The sequence below is a fragment of the Mesorhizobium sp. M8A.F.Ca.ET.207.01.1.1 genome, assembly GCF_004794715.1.
Lineage (GTDB): Bacteria > Pseudomonadota > Alphaproteobacteria > Rhizobiales > Rhizobiaceae > Mesorhizobium.
This window is the reverse complement of sequence record NZ_SRUS01000003.1, coordinates 97189-118371: the sequence shown is the minus strand read 5'-3', so window position 1 is coordinate 118371 and position 21183 is coordinate 97189. Positions and strand designations below refer to the sequence as shown.

At 64.6% G+C, this 21183-nt stretch carries 22 protein-coding genes and 2 pseudogenes; 10 read left to right on the top strand and 14 right to left on the bottom strand.

The window, feature by feature from the left end:
- Positions 1–87: 87 nt before the first annotated feature.
- Positions 88–1071, bottom strand: coding sequence for an iron exporter MbfA (gene mbfA / locus EN850_RS09240; protein WP_135930760.1), 984 nt, complete (start codon positions 1069–1071; stop codon positions 88–90).
- A gap of 174 nt (positions 1072–1245) precedes the next feature.
- Between mbfA and EN850_RS09235 the strand changes: the two genes are divergently transcribed.
- Positions 1246–1569, top strand: a complete 324-nt coding sequence (locus EN850_RS09235; protein ID WP_136091071.1) for a hypothetical protein — start codon at positions 1246–1248, stop codon at positions 1567–1569.
- A 347-nt stretch (positions 1570–1916) separates the two neighbouring features.
- Positions 1917–2894: a threonine/serine dehydratase gene (locus tag EN850_RS09230; RefSeq protein WP_136091070.1), complete on the top strand. Its 978-nt coding sequence runs from the start codon at positions 1917–1919 to the stop codon at positions 2892–2894.
- Between the two features lie 30 nt (positions 2895–2924).
- Here the strand turns inward: EN850_RS09230 and EN850_RS09225 are convergent, their stop codons facing one another.
- The 4 genes from EN850_RS09225 to EN850_RS09210 are packed head-to-tail and all read right to left on the bottom strand — an operon-like array spanning position 2925 to position 6638.
- Positions 2925–4061: an ABC transporter permease gene (locus EN850_RS09225; protein ID WP_127871290.1), complete on the bottom strand. Its 1137-nt coding sequence runs from the start codon at positions 4059–4061 to the stop codon at positions 2925–2927.
- 8 nt (positions 4062–4069) lie between these two features.
- Positions 4070–4990, bottom strand: coding sequence for an ABC transporter ATP-binding protein (locus EN850_RS09220; protein WP_136091069.1), 921 nt, complete (start codon positions 4988–4990; stop codon positions 4070–4072).
- Positions 4987–5940, bottom strand: coding sequence for an HlyD family efflux transporter periplasmic adaptor subunit (locus EN850_RS09215; RefSeq protein ID WP_136091068.1), 954 nt, complete (start codon positions 5938–5940; stop codon positions 4987–4989). Before EN850_RS09215 ends, EN850_RS09220 begins: the two co-directional genes overlap by 4 nt.
- Positions 5940–6638 (bottom strand): CerR family C-terminal domain-containing protein, encoded by a 699-nt coding sequence (locus EN850_RS09210; RefSeq protein ID WP_136091067.1) that lies wholly within the window; start codon positions 6636–6638, stop codon positions 5940–5942. The genes EN850_RS09215 and EN850_RS09210 overlap by 1 nt, the downstream gene beginning before the upstream one ends.
- 91 nt (positions 6639–6729) lie before the next feature.
- On the opposite strand from EN850_RS09210, the gene EN850_RS09205 reads away from it, so the two are divergent.
- The 3 genes and pseudogenes from EN850_RS09205 (at position 6730) to EN850_RS09195 (ending at position 9027) form a co-directional block, all read left to right on the top strand.
- Positions 6730–7203 (top strand): CYTH domain-containing protein, encoded by a 474-nt coding sequence (locus EN850_RS09205; protein WP_127871072.1) that lies wholly within the window; start codon positions 6730–6732, stop codon positions 7201–7203.
- Positions 7200–8143: pseudogene (locus EN850_RS09200) on the top strand (CHAD domain-containing protein). The gene EN850_RS09205 and the pseudogene EN850_RS09200 overlap by 4 nt, the downstream one beginning before the upstream one ends.
- 56 nt (positions 8144–8199) lie before the next feature.
- Positions 8200–9027 carry a lipo-like protein gene (locus tag EN850_RS09195; RefSeq protein ID WP_136091066.1) on the top strand — a complete coding sequence of 276 codons (828 nt, stop codon included), beginning with the start codon at positions 8200–8202 and terminating at the stop codon, positions 9025–9027.
- Between the two features lie 83 nt (positions 9028–9110).
- Here EN850_RS09195 and EN850_RS09190 read toward each other — a convergent pair whose 3' ends face one another.
- Together EN850_RS09190 and EN850_RS09185 are read right to left on the bottom strand one after the other, a co-directional pair.
- Positions 9111–10487: an adenylate/guanylate cyclase domain-containing protein gene (locus EN850_RS09190; protein WP_136091065.1), complete on the bottom strand. Its 1377-nt coding sequence runs from the start codon at positions 10485–10487 to the stop codon at positions 9111–9113.
- Between the two features lie 110 nt (positions 10488–10597).
- Positions 10598–11398, bottom strand: coding sequence for a helix-turn-helix transcriptional regulator (locus tag EN850_RS09185; RefSeq protein WP_135862925.1), 801 nt, complete (start codon positions 11396–11398; stop codon positions 10598–10600).
- 113 nt (positions 11399–11511) lie between these two features.
- Here EN850_RS09185 and EN850_RS09180 point away from each other — a divergent pair, with 113 nt between their 5' ends.
- On the top strand, positions 11512–12372 hold the full coding sequence (locus EN850_RS09180) for an ATP/GTP-binding protein (RefSeq protein ID WP_136091064.1): 861 nt from the start codon (positions 11512–11514) through the stop codon (positions 12370–12372).
- A gap of 35 nt (positions 12373–12407) precedes the next feature.
- Here EN850_RS09180 and EN850_RS09175 read toward each other — a convergent pair whose 3' ends face one another.
- From EN850_RS09175 to EN850_RS09160, 4 genes and pseudogenes are all read right to left on the bottom strand, one after another.
- Positions 12408–13424: a zinc-dependent alcohol dehydrogenase family protein gene (locus tag EN850_RS09175; protein WP_136091063.1), complete on the bottom strand. Its 1017-nt coding sequence runs from the start codon at positions 13422–13424 to the stop codon at positions 12408–12410.
- Positions 13425–13434: 10 nt separating this feature from the next.
- On the bottom strand, positions 13435–13836 hold the full coding sequence (locus EN850_RS09170; protein WP_136091062.1) for a cupin domain-containing protein: 402 nt from the start codon (positions 13834–13836) through the stop codon (positions 13435–13437).
- A 23-nt stretch (positions 13837–13859) separates the two neighbouring features.
- A pseudogene (locus EN850_RS37075) lies at positions 13860–13991 on the bottom strand (MFS transporter); the annotation flags it as partial.
- Positions 13992–14043: 52 nt separating this feature from the next.
- Positions 14044–15237 carry an MFS transporter gene (locus tag EN850_RS09160; protein WP_136091061.1) on the bottom strand — a complete coding sequence of 398 codons (1194 nt, stop codon included), beginning with the start codon at positions 15235–15237 and terminating at the stop codon, positions 14044–14046.
- Positions 15238–15369: 132 nt separating this feature from the next.
- Here EN850_RS09160 and EN850_RS09155 point away from each other — a divergent pair, with 132 nt between their 5' ends.
- Together EN850_RS09155 and EN850_RS09150 are read left to right on the top strand one after the other, a co-directional pair.
- On the top strand, positions 15370–16272 hold the full coding sequence (locus EN850_RS09155; RefSeq protein ID WP_136091060.1) for a LysR family transcriptional regulator: 903 nt from the start codon (positions 15370–15372) through the stop codon (positions 16270–16272).
- 2 nt (positions 16273–16274) lie between these two features.
- Positions 16275–16874: a DNA-3-methyladenine glycosylase gene (locus tag EN850_RS09150; RefSeq protein ID WP_136091341.1), complete on the top strand. Its 600-nt coding sequence runs from the start codon at positions 16275–16277 to the stop codon at positions 16872–16874.
- A gap of 296 nt (positions 16875–17170) precedes the next feature.
- Here EN850_RS09150 and EN850_RS09145 read toward each other — a convergent pair whose 3' ends face one another.
- A complete protein-coding gene (locus EN850_RS09145) occupies positions 17171–17872 on the bottom strand; it encodes a phosphatase PAP2 family protein (protein ID WP_135930784.1) in 702 nt (233 codons plus the stop codon).
- A gap of 8 nt (positions 17873–17880) precedes the next feature.
- Positions 17881–18222, bottom strand: a complete 342-nt coding sequence (locus EN850_RS09140; RefSeq protein WP_056585458.1) for a hypothetical protein — start codon at positions 18220–18222, stop codon at positions 17881–17883.
- Between the two features lie 167 nt (positions 18223–18389).
- Here EN850_RS09140 and EN850_RS09135 point away from each other — a divergent pair, with 167 nt between their 5' ends.
- Complete coding sequence (locus EN850_RS09135) at positions 18390–19781, top strand: sensor histidine kinase (protein WP_136091059.1); 1392 nt, start codon at positions 18390–18392, stop codon at positions 19779–19781.
- Positions 19778–20440, top strand: a complete 663-nt coding sequence (locus EN850_RS09130; RefSeq protein ID WP_127278300.1) for a response regulator transcription factor — start codon at positions 19778–19780, stop codon at positions 20438–20440. The genes EN850_RS09135 and EN850_RS09130 overlap by 4 nt, the downstream gene beginning before the upstream one ends.
- 213 nt (positions 20441–20653) lie before the next feature.
- Here EN850_RS09130 and EN850_RS36305 read toward each other — a convergent pair whose 3' ends face one another.
- On the bottom strand, positions 20654–21118 hold the full coding sequence (locus tag EN850_RS36305) for a hypothetical protein (RefSeq protein WP_189591039.1): 465 nt from the start codon (positions 21116–21118) through the stop codon (positions 20654–20656).
- Between the last annotated feature and the right edge of the window lie 65 nt (positions 21119–21183).

Sequence of the window (21183 nt, the reverse complement as noted above, 5' to 3'; positions counted from 1 at the left end):
GACGTTGGTGTTCCCTCGAACACCCCTCATCCGACCTCGCTTCGCGAGGCCACCTTCCCCCACAAGGGGGGAAGGAAGAAGCGCGCCTCACGCATTCCCGATCAGCACGCCGGCCGCGAACACCAGGGCGCCGCCTAGCACCACCTGGAAGGCGGCGCGCAGGAACGGGGTCTGCATGTAGCGGTTCTGGACGAAGGCGATGGCCCACAATTCGAAGAACACCACCACGGCGGCAACGGCGGTGGCCGTCCAGAAATGCGGGATGAGGTAGGGTAGCGCGTGGCCGAGCCCGCCCGCGGACGTCATGACGCCGGTGGTGATGCCGCGTTTTACCGGCGAGCCCCTGCCCGACAATTTGCCGTCGTCGGAAGCGACCTCGGTGAAGCCCATTGAAATGCCGGCGCCGATCGAGGCGGCCAGCCCGACCAGAAAGGTCTGCCAGGTATCATGGGTCGCAAAGGCGGCGGCGAAGATCGGCGCCAGCGTCGAGACCGATCCATCCATCAGACCAGCCAGCCCGGGCTGCACGTAGGTCAGGATGAACTGACGCTGTTCGGCGGCGGCCTCTTCGTCCTTCACATCGCCCGGTACGTGCGTCTGCTCTAGGCGCTGCGCCAGCGTCTCGTGCCCTTGTTCGGCCAACGCCAGATCGTCGAGCAGCTTTCGCGTCGAGGCATCGGTGGTGCGCTTGGCCGCCTCGACATAAAACAGATAGGCCTGTCGCTCCATCGCCTCGGCCTGGCGGCGCACGGCCTCGACGCCGAGCGGCCGCACCAGCCAGTCGGGCTTGCGCTCGTAATAGCCCTTCACATGTTCACGGCGGATCAACGGAATGCGCTCGCCGAAACGCTTGCGGAAGAGTTCAATCAGCGAGTCGCGATGGCCATCCTCTTCCTCGGCCATCTCCTCGAACACCTTTGCCGATTGCGGGAAAGTCTCGGCCAGCCCGTCCGCATAGGCCCGGTAAATGCGCCCGTCATCTTCCTCCGATGAAATGGCCAGCGCCAGGATCTCCTGTTCGGAGAGCGATTCGAAGGGGCGGCGGCCGAAGCCGAAAACACGGGAAAGCATGAGAAAATCACCCTAGTTTAGAATGGTTCTAAACTAAGGTTTACGGCGTCCGTGGTCAATCGCGCGCTTGGCCGGCGGTTCAAGAATAGTTGAAGCCCCGGTCTGGGTATCGCTCTTCATTATCAGTGAATGTTCGCCTATATCTGGGAACCAAGTCATAAAAGGAACGAGCTGATGACGGCAAAGACGCCTCCGCACGCCTATGACCCGAAACCGGTCCTCGATCTCATCGCCAGCATCGAGGCCGACCTGCAGCGCCTGAAGGGCCTGGTCGAGCAGCAGGTCGAGAAATTCGACCCCGCCAATCCGCACAACAAGGCGCCGGACGGCAAGCTGACCGAGGAAGGCGTCGAGTGCTGCTACCGCATGTTCGACGAAGGCAAGTCGCGCTATTCGGTGGCCCAGCAGATGAAAATCTCGTTCGCCGCCGCCACGCATCGGTTCAACGGCTGGCGCAAGCTGGGCGGGAGCAAACGGCAGCGGACGTTGCTGGGTTAGGATTGGGCTAAGGGCCCTTGGGGCAGGACGCGGCCAATTGCCAAGGCTAGCGCCGCCCCTCATTGCCCTGCCGGGCATTTCTCCCCGTATAGTGACGGGGAGAAAACAGCTGACCTCGGCGGCAAGCGCCCTGTCCCCGTGACTATACGGGGAGTTGAGGAATGGTCCGCGTAGCGGACGAAAAGCCAACTGCTTGGCTTTTCGAATGACGAGTGCCGGCAGGCAGGTGAGGGGCAGCACCGCCCGCCGTTCTGACTCACCAACTTTGTCCCTGTCACATTTTTTCGTTGGCATCGCGCAAGCCTTTCCGTGCACCATGGTCGGATCGCATCACCACAGGACCCGTCATGACCACCCCTCCCGGCATCGCCGACATCCACGCCGCCGCCGCACGCCTCTATGGCCTGATCGTCGAGACCCCCTTGCTCGAATCGCAGGAGCTGAACCGGCGCTTCGGCGGCCGCATCCTGTTCAAGCCGGAGACGCTGCAGCGCACCGGGTCGTTCAAGTTCCGCGGCGCCTACAACAAGCTGTCGTCACTGAGCGAAGAAGAGCGGTCCCGTGGCGTCGTCGCCTTTTCCTCGGGCAACCATGCGCAAGGGGTGGCGGCTTCCGCCGCCATGTTCGGCGTCAAGGCGGTCATCGCCATGCCGGCGGATGCGCCGGACATGAAGATCGCCAATGTCCGCAAGATGGGAGCGGAGGTGGTGCCCTTCGACCGTTTCAAGGACGACCGCATGACGGTGGTCCGTCCCTATCTGGACAAGGGCATGGCGTTGGTGCCGCCCTTCGACGACCCGGCCATCATTGCCGGCCAGGGCACGATCGGACTGGAGCTGGTGAAGCAGGCGCGGGCGCTCGGCGTCAGGCTCGACGCGGTCGTCATTCCCTGCGGCGGTGGCGGCCTGACCAGCGGCATTTCCGTTGCGGTCAAGGATGCCTCGCCCGGCACCGCGATCTGGGCGGTCGAGCCCGAGCATTTCGACGACACGCGCCGCTCGCTGGCAGCGGGCGCCAGGGTTTCGAACGAGCCGGGTTACAGTTCGATCTGCGACGCCATCCTCACCTCCGAGCCGGGCGCCATCACCTTCGAGATCAACCGCCGCAACCTCGCCGGCGCCATCGCGGTTTCCGACAGAGCGACCGCGCAGGCGATGCGCGACGCCATGGCCCATCTCAAACTGGTGGTCGAGCCCGGCGGCTGCGTCGGGCTGGCGGCGCTGTCATCGGGCGAGATCGAACTGTCGGGCAAATGCGTGGCCGTGGTGCTCTCCGGCGGCAATGTCGATTTCGGCACCTACGCCGAGATCATGGCGGCAGCTTAGAGGCGTCGGTCGTTCGGTGGCCCCTAACCTCTAATCCAGCGTGCGGCGGAACCGGAGCAGAGCCGTGCCTGCAAACACCACCACGAACAGCACCAGCCAGCCGACCTCGGCTCCTATCGCATGGAAGTCGGCACCCTTGAGCATCACCGCCCGGGTGACGCGCAGGAAATGCGTGAGCGGAAAGATCTCGCCCAGCACCTGCGCCCAACCGGGCATGCCGCGATAGGGGAACATGAAGCCCGACAGGAGCAGCGACGGCAGGAAGAAGAAGAAGGTGAGCTGCATCGCCTGCATCTGCGAGCGTGCCATGGTCGAGATCGTGTAGCCGAGCAGCACCAGCGCCAGCACAAAGACAAGCACCGCCGACAAAAGCAGCGTCAGCGAGCCGACGAACGGGATGCTGAACAGGAGCTTCGCCGCGGTCAACACCACCGCCACCTGCACCGCGCCGACGACGAGGAAGGGCAGCACCTTGCCGAGCATGATCTCGGCCGGGCTGGAAGGCATCGCCAAAAGGTTCTCCATCGTGCCGCGTTCGGTCTCACGGGTCAGCGCCATGGCGGTCATCATCACCATGGTCATCTGCAGGATCACGCCGAGCAGGCCAGGCACGATGTTGTATTGCGAGATGCCTTCGGGATTGTAGCGCTGGTGCACCACCACCTGCAGCTGCCCCCTGGCGCTTTCAGCGGCGGCCGCCTGCATGCCCTGCGCGCGCAGCAGCGCTTGGCTCGCCACCTTGCTCAATGTCGAAACGGCGCCGCTCGCCGCCGACGGGTCGGTTGCGTCGGCCTCGATCAGGATCTGCGGGTTGTCGCCGCGCTCGACCCGCCGGGCGAAATCGGCGGGGATCGTCACCACGAAAGAGACAGCGCCCTTGGCCATCAGTTCCTCGGCCTCCGCGGCGCTCTGCGCGACAAAGTCGAAGTGGTAGTAACCCGTCATCTGCAGGGCGGAGGCCATGGCGCGCGTATACTGGTCGTTGCTGATGGCAACGAGCGCCGTCGGCAGGCTCTTGGGATCGTTGTTGATGGCGAAGCCAAACAGCACCAGTTGCAACAGCGGCACGCCCAGCATCATGGCGAAGGTGATGCGGTCGCGCCGCATCTGGATGAACTCCTTGATCAGCAGCGCGCCGAGCCGGGCAAAGGAAAAGACGCTGTTCATGCCATGTTTCATGTCATGTTGTCCTTCGAACCGGACATGAACTGGATGAAGACGTCCTCGAGGCTGGTTTCGCCAGGCGTCACGGTCACGCCCTTGTGCTCTCTCTCGACATCGGCAAGCGCTGCTTCAAGCTTCTTGCGGTCGGAGCCGACGACATGCAGCGTGGCGCCGAACGGCGCCACCTGGTCGACGCCGGCGCGGCCCTCAAGCGCTTCGGCCACCTTGTCAAGCCGCGGACCCTGCACCACGAAAGTGGTCAGCCCTGCGTTCTTCACCACCTCGGCCACGGTGCCGGTGGCCAGCATCTTGCCGTAGGAGATGTAGCTGATGCGGTGGCAGCGCTCGGCCTCGTCCATATAGTGGGTGGAGACCAGCACGGTCAGCCCGCCGCTGGCCAGGCGATGGATCTCGTCCCAGAACTCGCGCCGCGCCTTCGGGTCGACGCCGGCCGTCGGCTCGTCGAGCAGAAGCAGCTTCGGCTTGTGCATGATGCAGGCGGCCAGCGCCAGCCGCTGCTTCCAGCCGCCGGACAAGGTGCCGGCCAGCTGGTTGCGGCGCGTCGCCAGGCCGAGCTCCTCCAATGTCCGGGCGACATACTCCTCGACCGGTCTCAGCCGGTAAAGCCGCGCCACGAATTCCAGATTCTCGCCGATCGTCAGATCCTCGTAGAACGAGAATTTCTGCGTCATGTAGCCGACTTCGCGCTTGATCCTGAGCGAGTCCGTGCGGATGTTGAAACCCAGCACCGTGCCTTCGCCCTCGTCCGGCGTCAGCAGGCCGCACATGATGCGAATCGTGGTGGTCTTGCCCGAGCCGTTGGGGCCAAGGAAGCCGACGATCTCGCCCTCGGCGACCGACATGGTCACATGGTCGACGACGATCTTGCCGCCGAAGCGCTTGACCAGGCCGCGGACGTCGATGGCGTTCATCTTCCCATATCCGCGAGATCGACATCGACGATCTGGCCGGGCTGCAGCGGCCCCGCATCGCCCTCCGGCCGCGCCTCGACGAGGTAGACCAGCTTCTGCCGGTTTTCCAGGGAGTAGATCACCGGGGGGGTGAATTCGGGATCGGGCGAGATATAGCTGACGCGCGCCCTCACGTCCGGGCCGCAGCCGTCGCAATGGACGCTGAGCAGGCTGCCGACCTTGACCGAGGAGAAAGCGCTCTCCGGAATATAGACGCTGAGCTTCACCGCGCCGTCGGGGAGCACCGAGATGACAGGCGCGGTCGGGCCCGCCGTGTCGCCGGGATTGCGGATGACGTCGTTGACGCGGCCGGGCGAAGGGGCCGCGAGCGTGCGCTTGGAGAGGCGCCACACCGCCTGCTCCAGTTCGGCCTGCGCCTGCTTGACCTGATTGTCGGCGGCCTTGATCGTCTCGGGCCGCGCCGGCAGGCCGCCGACGGCGAGGTTGGCCTCGGCCTGGCCGACCTGGGCGTTGGCGGTTTCCAGCGTCGCCGAGGCGGTGTCATAGTCGGCCTGGGTGCCGGTGCCGCGCTTGAACAGATCGGCGGCGCGAGCGTATTTGCGTCTTGCGTCGTCTGCCTGCGCCTTGGCCATGTCGACTTGAGCCTTGAGTGCGGCGATTTCTTCGGGCCGCTTGCCGACCTGCAGGTCGGCCAACTGCGCCTGTGCTTGGGCGAGGCTTGCCTGCGCCTGCGCCACCGCGATCCTGGCATCGGCATTTTCGAGTGTCACCACGGTGGCTCCCGGCGTGACGCGATCGCCGCGCTTCACCGTCACCGTCCCGACCTGTGCCACCTCGATCGGCGCCAGCAGCACATAATCGCCCTCGACATAACCGACGGCGAGCGGTGCCGCCGGGGCGCAGGCACCGAACAGCTGGGCGGCGAGCGGCAGCGAACACAGGAAGCTCATTATCTTGGTCCCTTCATCCCTGCCCCTTTTCGGGCGGCCAGCATGGCGCCGAGGTTGTCCGTGGTGGCCGCCACCACCTTGGCGGCCTCGGCGGCACCGATGTCTTGCCAGCCCATGCGGCGCATCACCGCCTCGCGGCCGATGCGGAAATAGATGACCTGGCCGATCAGCGTGAACACGGTGAGCCGGGTCCGTTCGCTCTCGGCCGGCTCGCCGGTGGCCTGCTCCCAGAGCAGACACAGGCGGCGATGCGCCGGCTCGAAGACGCCGTCATAGATGCGGTCGAGCGCCGCCGTCGGATGCGACAGTTCGCGCAGCACGAACTGCACGATCTCCCCGGCCTGCGGGCTGGCAACGACAAAGCCGACCATCCGTTCCAGGGCCGCGAACAGCTGCGCGCGCGCCGCCTCCGGATCGCCAGCCGTCGCGGCCTGTTCATTGAGCGCCTGACCGGCGACGGCCTGAATGGTCTCGACGATGAAGTCGGCGGCAGCGGCGCGAAGACCTTCCTTGCCGCCGAAATGATAGGCGATCGAGCCGATATTGGCCCCTGCCTCGGCGGCGATTTCACGCGTCGAGGTGCCGTCGAAGCCCTGCCGCCCGAACAGTTTCAGCGCTGCCCGGACCAGTGCGGCGCGCGTCAGCTCAGCCGGGGATGTCGCGCGGCGGGGCGTCTTGGCGTCCGACAATTTGATCATGGCAAGCACTTTAATCAATCGATTGATTAAAGTCAACTTGTGTGCGGTGCCGTCTTGCCATCGCCTTCGGCAAACGCTTTAGTGCGCGGCCATGGGCAAGGAAGTCGAGCGTAAGTTCCTGGTCTCCAGCCCCGCGTGGCGGGACCTGGTGGAAGCGGATATCCGCATTCTCCAGTTCTATCTCGCCACGGCACCCGGACGAACCGTCCGCATCCGCATCAGTGATGGCGCCTCGGCCAAGCTGACGCTCAAATTCGGCAGCAGCGCGCGCGAGCGCGACGAATTCGAATATCCGATCCCGCTGGCGGAAGCGGTGGAGATGCTGGACTTCGCCATCGGACGTGTCATCGAGAAGACACGCTACCATGTTAGACATCGCGGCTATCTCTATGAAGTCGATGTCTTTGGCGGCGCACTGGCGGGACTTGTGGTGGCCGAACTCGAGACTCCGGAAGACGTTCCGGATGAAATGCTGCCGGACTGGCTCGGCCGTGAAGTCACCGGTGAACAGATGTTCTACAACGCGTCGCTCGCCCTCGGGGGGATACCGGAGATCGCCGCATGAGCTTTCGCATAGACCCGCGCTTGCCGCTGACCGGCGAGGTCAGACGCATCCTTGCCGAGGAAATCGGCAAGGCCCTGCAACATCTGGACGTGGCGCGCACTCGGCCCGAACAGGGGCTACACAAATGCCGCAAGCGGCTGAAGAGCGCGCGCGCCTTGTTGCGCCTCGTTCGTTCCGGAAACGAAACGTTCTGTGCCACGGAAACCAATGCTATCGCAATGTGGCGGCGCTGCTTGCCGGCCCGCGTGAAGCGACAGCTCTGATCGAAACCATCGATCGGCTGGCGGCGGCCTTTGCCAGGGAAAGCGCCGATGGCGGGCTCGATGCCGTGCGCGACCGGCTGATCGCACGCCAGCATGATTTGCACGAAGGCGCCGGGCTGAAGGCAGCGATCGGCGCGGCCGCCGCCGCCTGCGAAGACGGCATGAAGCGCATCGAAACCCTTACCCTGCCCGACCAGCCGGAACAGGCCGCCGACGTGCTTGCCGAAGGCGCCCGCGCCACCTTGCGCCGTGCAAGGAAGGCCCTCGACAAGGCCGGCTCGCACGGCGAGGCCGACGATTTCCACGACCTGCGCAAGGCGGCCAAGACGCATGGCATGCACCTGTCGCTGCTCGGCAGGCTGTGGCCGACCCCGATCAAGGCGCGGCGCAAGGCCGTCGACGCACTGGGCGAACGGCTCGGCGAACTGCATGATGTGTTCGTCATGCGTGCGTTGCTCGAGGCGGACGACGAGCCGCTGGGACCGCCCGAGGATACGAAACTTCTCGGCAAGCTGCTCAAGCGTTCGGAAAAGAGCCTGAAGAAGACGTGCCTTGCCGAGGCGGCCGAACTGTTCGGCGACAGCCCCAAGCGCTCGACGAAAAAGCTTGCCCGCAAGGCCCGCGACGATCTTGCCGGCTCGGCCGAAGACGCCGGCGCACTTGCGGCCACCGGCTGATCCGGACCGAACATGCTTTGCCGTCGGGCACCGGCCTGTGGTAATCGCCATAGCCGATGACCGAGCCTGGCGACATGCTTCTGGATCGACTGGGCCGCTGGCTTGCCGGTCAGCTGCAGGAAGAATCCTCGGGATACGAGCCCTACACGCCTTCCGACGCCGAAACACTGCGCCGCACGCTGGAGCCGGGCGACGTCCTGCTGATCGAGGGCAACCAGAAGATCTCGGCGGCGATCAAGTATCTGACCCAGTCCACGTGGTCGCATGCGGCCTTCTATGTCGGCGACGCGTTGGCCGAACCGGATGACGGCTCGGAACGCAGGCGGCTGATCGAGGTCACGCTCGGCGAAGGCTGTGTCGCCGTACCCTTGTCGCGGTACCGGACCTACAATACCCGCATCTGCCGGGCGAGCGGCCTGGCACCCGAAGACCGCGACAAGGTCGTCTCCTTCATGATCAGCAAGCTCGGCCTGAGATACGACCTCAAGAACATCTTCGACATGCTGCGCTATTTCATGCCGACGCCGCCGGTGCCGGTGCGCTGGCGCCGCCGCATGCTGGCCTTCGGCTCCGGCGACCCGACGCGGGCGATCTGCTCGACGCTGATTGCCGAGGCTTACGGCCAGATCCGCTATCCGATCCTGCCCGAGATATCCCGCGCGCCCGGCCGCGCCTCGGCACAGTCGAACTATTCGCGCAGGGAAATCCTGCACATCCGCCATCACTCGCTCTACACGCCGCGTGATTTCGACCTGTCGCCGTTTTTCCGCATCGTCAAGCCGACGCTGGAATATGGTTTCGACTACAGGGCCGTGACCTGGGACGACAAGGCAAGCACGGACGCCGCAGCCGCAAAGGCTGGCGCAACCGCGGCGGACACGTGATGGCTTTCCGCCTAGGTCAGGACATGCCTGGCGCGGCCTACCGCTATCCTGCCGAGGTGCAGCGTTTCACATGGCGGCCCATGTCACGCCGGAACCGCAACAACACCCTGGTTTTCGGCTCTGCGTTCGACCCAGACATGGACCGGTTCGTCCCGGCCGCGGATGCTCATCGGTCCATGATCGCGCGCATTCAACGGTGTCGTGGGCGATTCCGCCTTCGCCGCCTCAATCAGTCGTGACCCAAAGCAAATATTCGCCTGAAGCTCACGGCAGAGCGCCTGCAAACGGCTGGCGACGTTGACGGTGTCGCCCACCACCGCGAAGGACAGATTGCGCTCGCTGCCGACCGCGCCGATGACCACAGCGCCATATTGTACACCGATCCGAACGTCCAGCGGCGGGTATCCCCTGGACACACGCTGTACATTCCAGTCCTCGAGAGCGGCGACCATCGCTTCAGCGCACTGGATGGCCCGAGTCGCGTCGTCATGGCTGGCTTGCGGAACCCCGAATGTCGCCATGATGCAATCGCCGATATAGTTATCGACGGTGCCACGGTGGTCGAAAACGACTTGTTCCATGCGACGGTGGAACTGACGCAGGAGTTCGAACACTGCTTCGGCCGGATGATCCTCGGAATAGTGTGTGAAGCCGACGATGTCGGCGAACAGCACCGCGATATCCTGCCGGCGAACCGGGCCGAAGGGCTCGTCATCGGCGGCGAGCTGGTCGACGACATTGGGCGAAAAATGCCGGGCGAGATTGGCGCGGGCGCGCTCTGCCTTGACATAGTCTTCCGACAGATGTCGGGAACGAAAGACGACCAGCGCCATGATCGCGCCGATAATCAGCACGACCAACACGTTGGTCGCCTGCGCGAATGTATCGACGAAATTGGGGTTGAGATAGAGGTTCAGTCGCTCTGTCATTGGCAGCGAATAGAGGTTCGTCGCCGGAATTACGGTTCCCGGATGGGAAATCACCCATCCCACCCCGATCGCCCATGTCAGGGCCGCGAGCGCGCCGAGATAGAGTGCCAATCGTGTCGAAAGGGTCAGAGCGCCAAGGCATACGAAAATCAGCAGGTATTTAAAGCTGCCCTCGCGCAGTTGCATCGCGGCCGGCGCGACCTCGAGGGAAAACGGGTTGGGCGTTATCAGCAGAACGGTCAACAGAATGATGTCCAGCGTACCGGTGAGGTAACCGATCCACCATCGCGCCGTACGACGGCGAGCAAAGAGAAACTGGATCAGGCCGACCAGCTGGAACAGCACGAGGCCCGCCAGCACGAAGAGCAGCGAAGCATCCCAGCGGCTGGTCAATGAAAAGAAGCAGGAGATCACGGCGAGCGATGCCGTACGCGCCCAGAACTGTAATGCAGCACCCTGGCGTTCTGCGCGCGCCCGCAAATTTTTCAGGCGCGAATAGCGGCGAAGTTCAAGTGTTGGCGCGGTCGACATAGGATCACTTCGATTTCATGGGGACGTGTCACGCATTCGGCAAACCCGCCTTCTACAATCTGACAAATCAGTGCGCGAACTCTATCATGAATGTGATTTCGTTTTCTGTATCAGGCCGGTAACGGGCGGCGTCCCTTTGCAGGAGCGGCGGGCCGATCGAACGCCCCGGCGTCGCGCGGATGCGGGCCGATCGGCATGATCGCCTCGAACGGCGTGGCGCCGAAGGCGAACGTCCATTTGTAGCCGACCAACCCGTCCTCGGGCGTGGTGTGCTGGTCGTGATGGGCGAGCAGTTTCGCGCGGTCGGCCAGTTCCTCGGCCTCGCGCCGCACCATTTCCGCCGTCTCCGGGCGCATCCGCCTGGAGAAGCTGACGAAGGTCGCCTCCTTCTCGATATGGGTGATCGCCCAGCCGATGAAATTCTTGTTGGTCATCTCGAACAACGGCCTGAGCGGCCCCTCGAAATTCCATTGAATCGGCGTTTCGACCAGCAATTTCGCCGACAGGCCACGGCCGAGCGCGATCAGGCCGAGCTGCTCGAGGTCGCGCAGATAGAGGAACATCGAGGCTTCGCTCAGGCCCTGCGAGCGCATGATGCCTTCAGGCGTGAACTTTTCCGACAGCATGACGAAGACGAACAGCAGCGCCGGACGGCCGGCGAGCCGGCGCTCGATCTCCGGCGCGACGTGGTTGACCGGCCCCGGCCCCCTGCTCATCGAGCCGAGCACGTTTTCCAGTTCCACGCCGGCGGCGGCGCAGATCTCCACCAGCCGGTCGAGCTTGCAGTTCTTCTCATGGAAGATGCGCTTCACCGTCGGCTCGGAAACGCCCATGCGTTCGGCAAGCTCGCGATAGGTGACGCCCTTCGCCTTCAGCGTCCGCTTAAGCGCCTCGAAGACCAGACCGTTCATGGGATGCACCTCTTGCCTGCGGTTTCGTATCGGTATTCGATACTAGTGGCAATCTGGCTTCCCGAAAAGTATCGAAAAGCCTAGCTCTTCGCCGACATCAAAGGAGAGCAGTCATGAACATCTTCGTCACCTCAGCCTTTATCGCCACCATCGGCATAGCGGCCGCACCGCCGGCCCAGGCCGGAGAACTCTGGCGGGCCACGGGCCTCGAACAGCCGGAATCGGCGCTGTTCGACGCCGCCAATAACCGCATCATCGTTTCCAACATATCAGGCAATCCGGGCGACGCCGACGGCAATGGTTATCTCAGCGTGCTGTCCACGGACGGCAAGATCGTCACCCAGCACTGGACCGACGGCATGGACGCGCCCAAGGGCATGGCGATAGCGGGCGGCAAGCTCTATGTCGCCGACATCACCAAGGTCCGCGTCGTCGACCTCGCCAGCGGCAAGCTCATCGCCAGCATCGTGGTCCCGAATGCCGTCTTCCTGAACGACATGACGTCGGACCAGTCAGGCAAGGTCTATGTCACCGACATGCTGGCCGACACGATCTACCGCATCGACGGCGACAGACCGGAGCTGTTTGTCAGGGACGCCATGCTCGCTTCACCCAACGGCGTCTTCGCCGATGGCAGCAGGCTGATCGTCGCCTCGTGGGGCAAGGGCATCAAGCCCGACTTCAGCACGGCCGAGCCGGGCGGGCTGCTGGCGGTCGACCTCGCCAGCAAGACGGTGACACCGCTCGCGGGCGCGCAGAAATTCGCCGACCTCGACGGCGTCATCGCGCTGGGCGACATCATCTATGCCACCGCCTACATGACCGGCACGCTCTACCGATACAGGACCGGCGGCGCGCCGGAAGCGGTGGTGCATTTCAAGCCGGGCAGCGCCGACATCGGCACCGACGGCAAGTCGATCCTCTATGTGCCGCTGATGAACGAGGGCGAGGTGGCGGCGCTGAAGATCGATTGAGAGCCCATACCGAGCGCTCCAGGAGCGCCGGACGGTCACACCTGGAGCAGCGTCTTGATGGCGCGGCGCTCGTCCATGGCCTTGTAGCCTTCGGCGACCTGTTCGAGCGGAAGAACCAGGTCGAAGACCTTGCCGGGATTGATCTTGCCCTCGGTGACGAGGGCGATCAGTTCGGGCAAGTAGCGGCGCACCGGCGCCGGGCCGCCATGCAGGTGGACATGGGCGAAGAACAGCTGCTGCCCATCCAGTTGCACCTGGTGGGGAACGCCGACATAGGAGGCATAGCCGCCTTTGCGGGTCGACCCGATCGCCTGCTTCATCGATTCCTGCGTGCCGACGCATTCGAGCACGGAGTCGGCGCCGATACCCCCGGTCATTTCCAGGATGCGGGCGACACCTTCCTCGCCGCGCTCGGTGACGATGTCGGTGGCGCCGAACTCCAAAGCGAGCTTCTGGCGCGGCTCGTGCCGGCTCATGACGATGATGCGCTCGGCGCCCATCTGTTTGGCGGACAGCGCGGCAAGCAGGCCGACGGCGCCGTCTCCGACCACCGCGACGGTCGATCCGGCCCTTACATTGGCCGCGTCCGCGGCAAACCAGCCGGTGCCCAGCACGTCGGACGTGGCGAGCAGGCTCGGGATCATCTCGGCCGAAGGCTGGCCGGACAAGGCGACGAGCGTGCCGTCGGCCAAGGGCACGCGCAGGAACGGCGACTGCGCGCCGCTCATGAACGTCCGGTGCTGGCACGACGACTGGTAGCCGTTGCGGCAATTGGGGCAGGTGTTGTCGGAGGTCGCGAACGACCCAACCACGAACTGGCCGCGGCGGACGGCTCGAACCTCGCTGCCGACCTCCTCGACGACACCGCAATATTCGTGGCCCATATGGGCCGGCTCTGCGATCGGCTGCAGGCCACGATAGGGCCACAGGTCCGATCCGCAGACGCAGGTTGCCGACAATCGCACGATCGCGTCGGTGGGCAGCAGGATCTCGGGATCCGCCACTTCCTCGCAGCGTATGTCGCCGGGGCTGTAAAGAACGGTGCCGCGCATGGAACGTCTCCTATGGGTTGGTGTCGTATTGCGTATCGGTGACGTGATCGAGCCAGTCGACCGCCTTGCCGTCGAGCGCTTCCTGGATGGCGATGTGGGTCATTGCCGCGCTCGGGCTGGCGCCATGCCAGTGTTTTTCGCCAGGCGCGAACCAGACGACGTCGCCGGGGCGGATCTCCTCGATGGGACCGCCCTCGCGCTGCGCACGGCCCAGGCCCGCCGTGACGATCAGGCTCTGGCCGAGCGGATGGGTGTGCCAGGCCGTGCGTGCGCCTGGCTCGAATGTGACGGCGGCGCCCGCGGCGCGTGCCGGAGCAGGCGCGGAAAACAGGGGATCGATGCGGACCGTGCCGGTGAACCACTCGGCGGGCCCCCTGGCTGACGGCTTGGCGCCGGCGCGTTGGATATCCATGGAACAACCTTCCTTTCCTGGTCTCAGCGAATGCGCTCGATACGCAGGGGGAATTCCCCGCGCGTCAGCAGCGGCTCGAACCGGTCGTCCAAACGGCCGAGCCGGATCAGCCCGGTCGACCAGTGATCACCGGCGTGGAAAAGCGCGAGCCCGCCGCCGGTGCGATCGCGGCCCAGAGCAGCGTGCGTCGGCTGATCCGTTGTCGTGTCATGACCGGCGCCTCGCGGAGGTGGAGGTCGCCGCCGCGACGGCAAATAGCGTCGAGCCGGTGAGAAGCAAGGCGGCAAGCGCGAAGGGGCTCCACCAGCTGGCGGAGTCGAACAGCAACCCGCCGGCAAACGCGCCGAAGGTGATGGCGAACTGGATCAGCGCGACCTGCAGCCCTCCGCCCGCCTCGAGATCGTTCGGGATGACCTTGGCCATCCACGTATTCCAGGCCACCGGAATGGGCGTGGTGAACAATCCCCACAGCAAGAGCAGGGTCGCGGTCGCGGCGGCGAGGGGGCCAAGCCCAATCAACAGCAGCGCGACGACCGCCAGCACGGCCGGCAGGGCAATCAGCACGGCGCCCAGATGCGAGCGCAGGACGAAACCGACGAGCGACGTGCCGACGAGGCCCGCCAGCCCGAGTCCGAGCAGGACCATCGAGAGCGTGTTCACGTCCAGGCCGGTGACACCTTCGAGGAACGGACGCAGGTAGGTGGAGAGGGAGAACTGGCCCATGAAGGCGAGCGTGGTGGCCGCCATGCCTATGGCGAAGGCGCGGTTGCCGAGAAGACCAAACATGCGCCTGGCCGAGACGGGCTCGTCGGCGGGCATGCTGGGAAGGACGGCGAGCTGCCAGACGATGGCCGCGAGCCCGATGGGCACGACGATGAAGAGGGCGCCGCGCCATCCGATCAGGCCGCCGAGAAAACTTCCCAGCGGCGCCGCGATGACCGTCGCGAACGCCGTCCCGCCCTGCATCATGGCGATCGCCTTGGGCAGGTCGTCACGCGAGACGATGCGGGCCAGAATGGCGGTGGACAGCGACCAGAAGCCGCCGATCGACACGCCGATCAGGGCCCGGCCGAGCAGGAACACCGGATAGTTCGGCGCAAAGGTGACCGCCAGGCCGGAGACGACGAGCACCGCGGTGTAGAAGAGGACGACCGTGCGCCGGTCCAGCTTCGAGAGCAGGCCGTTGCCGAACAGGCTGGTAAGGACGGCGAAGAATCCGGAGACGGAGATCGCCTGGCCGGCCTGGCCCTCTGTGATGGCCAGTTCCCTCGCGACTGGCGTGAGCAGGCTGACGGGCATGAACTCCGACGCCACCAGAACGAAGGTGAGCAGTGACAGGCAGATCACCGCGCCCCAGGCGCTCGGTGATTCGGCAAGTCGGCCGTCATAGGTGGTTTCCATGCGCCTCGGCCCGCGACGGGACCCTCCAACGGTTTTCGTTGGTGGCTATATAAATCGCCGGGACTGCCCCGATTAGCCGTTGTAATTCGCATGGACTTATCCAATTTTGATATAAATGCACGAGGGCTGGCCATGAACCGCCGCGACCTGAACGACATGCTCTGGTTCCAGGCGGTGGCCGAGGAAAGCAGCTTCACCAAAGCGGCCGCCAAGCTTGGCACGTCCCAGTCGACGCTCAGCCACACCGTGAAGCAGCTCGAGGCGCGGCTCGGCCTGCGCCTGCTGACCCGAACCACACGCAGCGTCTCGCCGACCGAAGCCGGGGAGCGGCTGTTGCGCGCCTTGGCGCCGCGCATCCAGGATATCGAGAACGACATCGACGCGCTGATGGCGTTTCGCGACAAGCCGTCGGGCAATGTGCGGATCACACTCTCCGATCACGCGCTGGACTGGATCGTCTGGCCGAAGCTGAAACCGGTACTGCGGCACTATCCCGACATCCACGTCGAACTGAATGTCGACAATGGCTTCCGCAACATCGTCGAGGAGCGGTTCGACGCCGGCGTGCGGCTGGGGGAAAGCGTCGACAAGGACATGGTCGCTATTCGCATCAGCCCCGACTGGCGGCTGGTCATCGTCGCGTCCCCTGACTACCTCGCCCGGCATCCGGCGCCCGGCACGCCTCAGGACCTCGTCCAGCACGATTGCATCAACCACCGGCAGTCGCGCTCGGGCGGCCTCTACGCCTGGGAATTCGCCAGGGACGGGCGAGAGCTGAGAGTGCGCGTCGACGGACAGCTGACCTTCAATTCGACGATCCCCATGATCGACGCCGCCGTGAGCGGACTTGGGATCGCCTACGTGCCTGAGAATTTGGTGACCGACGAGATTCGGTCGGGCCGGCTGGTGCTGATGCTCGACGAATGGTGCCCGCTGTTCCCGGGCTATTACCTCTACTATCCGACCCGCCGGCAGAACTCGCCGGCCTTCGCGGTGATCGCCAACGCGCTGCGCCACGCGGATGGCTCATCGTGAGCATGACCGTGCTTCGCCCGCTCGCGCGGGAAGAACTGCCGGACGATACGGCCGCCCTTGCCCGTTATCTCATCGGCAAGCTGGTGGTGCGCGACTTGCCCGACGGCAGGGTCAGCGGGCGGATCGTCGAGACGGAAGCCTATGTCGCCGGCGACGCCGCAGGGCATGGCTTTCGAGGGATGACGGAGCGCAACCGGTCGCTGTTTCTCGAGCGCGGGCACGCCTATGTCTATCTCGCCTATGGCATCTCGTTCATGCTGAACGTTTCGAGCGAGGCGCAAGGCATCGGGACCGGCGTACTGATCCGGGCACTGGAGCCGCTGGAAGGCATCGCGATCATGCGGCTGAACCGTGGCGTCGAGCGCCTGCGCGACCTGGCGCGCGGGCCCGGAAGGCTGGCCGCGGCATTGCGGATCGATCGATCGCTCGACGGGCTCGACCTTTGCCGGGAAGGCCCGCTATGGCTCGCACACGATGAATTCGGGGCCGGCGCGATCGGACAGGGCATCAGGATCGGCATTTCGAAGGACGCGGACCGCCTGCTTCGCTTTTACCTGAAGGAAAGTCCTTTCGTCAGTGGCCCGGCATCGCTCAACCGTTGAGCGACGGTTGCTCCGCCTCTTGTTTTCCCGCCAGCTGCGCCCGCGCATCGCGGATCGACGCGGCATAGGTCACCAGCGGCCGCTTGACGCTTGCGGCACGTTAGCGTCTTCGCCTGATTGTCCATTTCTCGATACTTTCCGAAGATTTCAGCCTAAGGTGCCGCACATTCGGGGCAGGGGATAACGAGGTTGAACGTTTTCAAGATCTTGATGACATCAGCAGGCTTGCTACCGATGGCTTTGGCGCTGGCGGGCTGTGGTGGGCACCTCATCAACAGGTTGATCTGACGGTGGGGTCAGGCATCGTCGCTCACCGCCTGGCGCCGTTGCAGAACCCTCGCCACCAACCAGCATAGCATCGCCCAGGCGAAGCCTGCACACCAGCCCGCCAGCACATCGGACGGCCAGTGGACGCCCAGATAGACGCGGCTGACGCCGACCAGCACCGTCGTCAGCACCGCCAGGAACAACACGTAGACCTTGGTGGTCCGGCCCGGCAGGAAGCGTGCCGCCAGCGAACCGAGCGTGAGATAGGTCACCGCCGACAGCATGGCATGGCCGCTCGGAAAGGAGAGCGAGGTCTCGTTGACCAGATGCGAAACCAGTTCCGGACGTGGCCGGTCGACGCCGACTTTCAGCAGGCTCGACAGAAGCTGGCCGCCCGCCACGGCAACGAAGATGAGAAGCGCAGTGCCTCGCCTGCGGATCAAAAGCAGATATATGACCGTCGCGGTGGTGATCAGCACCAGCACGCTGGTACTGCCAAGGCTGGTGATGTCACGCATCGCCCCTTCCAGCCATGACGGACCGATGGGAAGGCCGGGCTGGCCCGGCTGGCGGAAAGCGAGAAGTATCTCGGTATCGAAGGCGTGCGGCGTGGTGGCCCGCGCCACCTCCATCAATTCCTCGAACGCCCACAGCCCACCAGCGATGACCAGTCCGGCCAGCAGCACCGGGAATTCGACCCGGTTGAGCAGCGTTTTCGCAGCGTTTTTCATCGGCACGGTTATAACCGCCCTTGCAGATAGGGCCCAAGGGTGATCAGCGCCACGGCGGCGATCGCCAGCATGATGCCGGTCGCCTGCAGCGCGTTGACGCGCTCGCCGAAGAACACCAGCGCCACGACATTGACCGAGACCAGCTGGATGACCGCCGAAAGGCTGAACGACACCGACATGCCGAACTCGCGGATCAGCCGCAGCATGATCAGATTGCCCAGCGAATAGAGCGCCAGCGTCAGCAGGATCTTGCCCAGGCTCGGCGCCAGTCCCCATTGCTTGGCGGCGGTCGCCGCCAGCAGGAAGATCACCGTTGAAAAACCCAGCTGCAGCAATCCCGAAAAACTCAACGTCCGTCCCCCTCGAAGTGGCTTTCGCCTGATATCGCGGACCTTGTTTCCGAAGCGCGCCGAGACGTCAAGCGAGGTCGTTGCAACGAAGGTCTTGGCAACGGCGAGACTGAAGCTCAATGTGCTGGAATCGCCCAGCATATCGATAGAAGGGCGGTCAGGGGACCATGATTCGTATTCTTCAGAACTTGGCGCGGCGCTGGAGCGAGCTTTCCCTTGCCCTGCAATTCGTCGTTGCCGGCGGCTTTGGGCTGCTGGTCGTCATGCTGATCGTGGGGACTTGGGTGACGACGCAGATCCGGGACGGCGTCATTCGCAATTCGGCCGCCACGACGGCGCTTTATGTCGACAGTGTGATTGCGCCGCTGCTGCCCGACCTGCGCAAGAGCGAGGAGCTCAGCGAATCCGTCAAACAGGCGCTCGACGAGACACTCGGCCAGGGCGCGCTCGGCAAACGCCTGGCGTCGTTCAGGCTCTGGCGCCGCGACGGCACGGTGCTCTACGCGAAGGACGCGGATTTGATCGGCCGCCGCTTCGAGCTGAACAAAAATCTGCGTTCCGCCTTCCAGGGTAGCGTCATGGCCCAGTTCGATACGTTCGACGAGGACGAAGAGAAGGAGCGGGCCGCGGGTGTGCCGTTGCTCGAAATCTACAATCCGGTGCGCGAACCCTGGTCCGGCGACGTGGTCGCCGTCACCGAATTCTACGAGCTCGCCGGCGATTTCAAGGCCACCCTGGCTTCCGCCCTGCTGTCGAGCTGGCTGATCGTGGCTGGCACCACCTTGACGGCATTCCTGCTTCTGTCGGGCATCGTCCTGCGCGCCAGCCGCACCATCGACGACCAGCGCGGGGCGCTGCGCCGCCAGGTGTCGGAACTGCAGGGCCTGGTGACGCAGAACAGCGCCTTGCGGCAGCGCGTGCAGCGGGCATCCCGCCGCGCCACGGCGCTCAACGAACGATACCTGCGCCGGATCGGCGCCGACCTGCATGACGGCCCTGCCCAGCTGGTGGCCCTGGCGGCGCTGCGCATGGACAGCCCGGTGTTTACCGGCGACGGCCATGGCAGCGAAGGCCGCTCGACCGAGGTCGCCATGATTCGCAAGACGCTGGAGGACGCGATGCGCGAGATACGCGGCATCTGCACCGGCCTGGTGCTGCCGCAGATAGAAACGGCGGCGGCGGCGGACGTGTTGCGGCTGGCCGTCGAGGAGCATGAGCGCCGGACGGGCACGTCGGTGACGCTTACGCTGCCCAAACATTTGCCCGAGCCCGGCGCTTCTGAAAAGATCAGCATCTATCGCTTCGTGCAGGAGGGGCTGAACAATGCCTACCGCCACGGGCGGGGCAAGGATCAGGCGGTGCGTGCGGGAATGAAAAATGGCCGGCTTTTCGTCGAAGTGTCGGATGGCGGGCCGGGCTTCGATCCGGCCCGGGCCGAAGGGTTGGGGCTGGCCGGCCTCAGGGAGCGGGTTGAAAGCATTGGCGGACAGTTCGAAACCCTGACGGGGCCGAAGGGCACGAAATTGATGATCCGTCTTTCGGTCGAGGAGCAAGCATGATGGGCGCCATCCGCATCGCCATTGTCGACGACCATCCTCTCTTCCGCGAGGGTGTGACACGCAGCCTTTCGGAGATCGGAGGCTTCGAGGTGGTCGGAGAAGGGGCTACCGCGCAGGACGCGGAACGCATCGCCTCGACCGTGCAGCCCGACATATTGCTGCTCGACATTTCCATGCCCGGCGGCGGCCTGGCCGCGGTTGCAAGCATCCTTGCGGACCATCCCACCCAGAAGATCGTCATGCTGACCGTTTCGGAGGCCAATGCCGACGTGACCAAGGCCCTGAACGCGGGGGTGCATGGCTATATCCTCAAAGGAGTCGGATCGCGCTCGCTTGCCGATATCCTGCGCAACGTGGCGGCTGGCGAAAGCTATCTTTCGCCGATGTTGTCGGCCCGGCTGCTTTCCGATGTGCAGTCCCTGCAGCCCACCAACGGCGTGGCGGACCGGCTGCGGCAACTCACCGGCCGACAGACCGAAATCCTGCGGCTGGTGGCGGAAGGACTGAGCAACAAGGAAGTTGCCTTGCGCCTGGCGCTGCAGGAGAAGACCGTCAAGCACCACATGACGGGGGTGCTGTCGAAACTCAGCGTGCGGAACCGCACCGAGGCTGCCCTCATGATGCGCGAGTTTCGTGACCGCGAGAGGGACTTCTCATAAAGCGGTTTAGCGAAGCTACGCGCTTCTCCCGGGAAAACCGCTACGCACTTTTCATGGAATTGCTCCAAGTCATCGCAGCATTGGAACACAGCGCGAAAACGAGGTCACCTCCGCCGGGGGGCGGCGGAGGTGACGTGTGAAGCTGGTCGTTGCCTGTTGACCAGCTTCACAAGGCCTATATTTCAGAAGGCCGGGATTTCAGAAGGCCAGGATTCAAAGGGCCTTGAGACGGCTGACGTCGGCCGGTGTGGCCGGGCGGTCGATGATCGTGCGGTCGAGCGCATCCTTCATCCTGAAACGGCCGTTCTCGATCTTTTCCGTTAAGCCGTCGGGGTGGTGAACCGTAATCTTGTTGCCGTCCACGTCGACCTCGTCGCCAGTGGTGGCGTTGACATGGCTGCTCTTCCCGCCCTGGCCCTTGCCGGACCCCGAATTTCCGCCACCGTTGTCAGCGCCATTTCCGTTGCCGTTTCCATTGTTGCCGCCGCCGTTGCCGTTTCCATTGCTGCCGCCGCCACCGCCACCACCACCGCCGCCACCCTTGGCGAGCGCGGTCGCGGCCTCGATTCCAGGCACGAAGCCATGAAAGGCAATTCCATAGGGAGCGATGGTCAGCGCCAGAAGCGCAGCCGATCCGAAAGCCAGCCGGCAACAACGGGCCGTTATCGATCCGTGCATCCCTGAACTCCGTCGATTGAGCCGGTGCACCCACCCCAACGTTGCAGTGCAACCAACATCGCCGA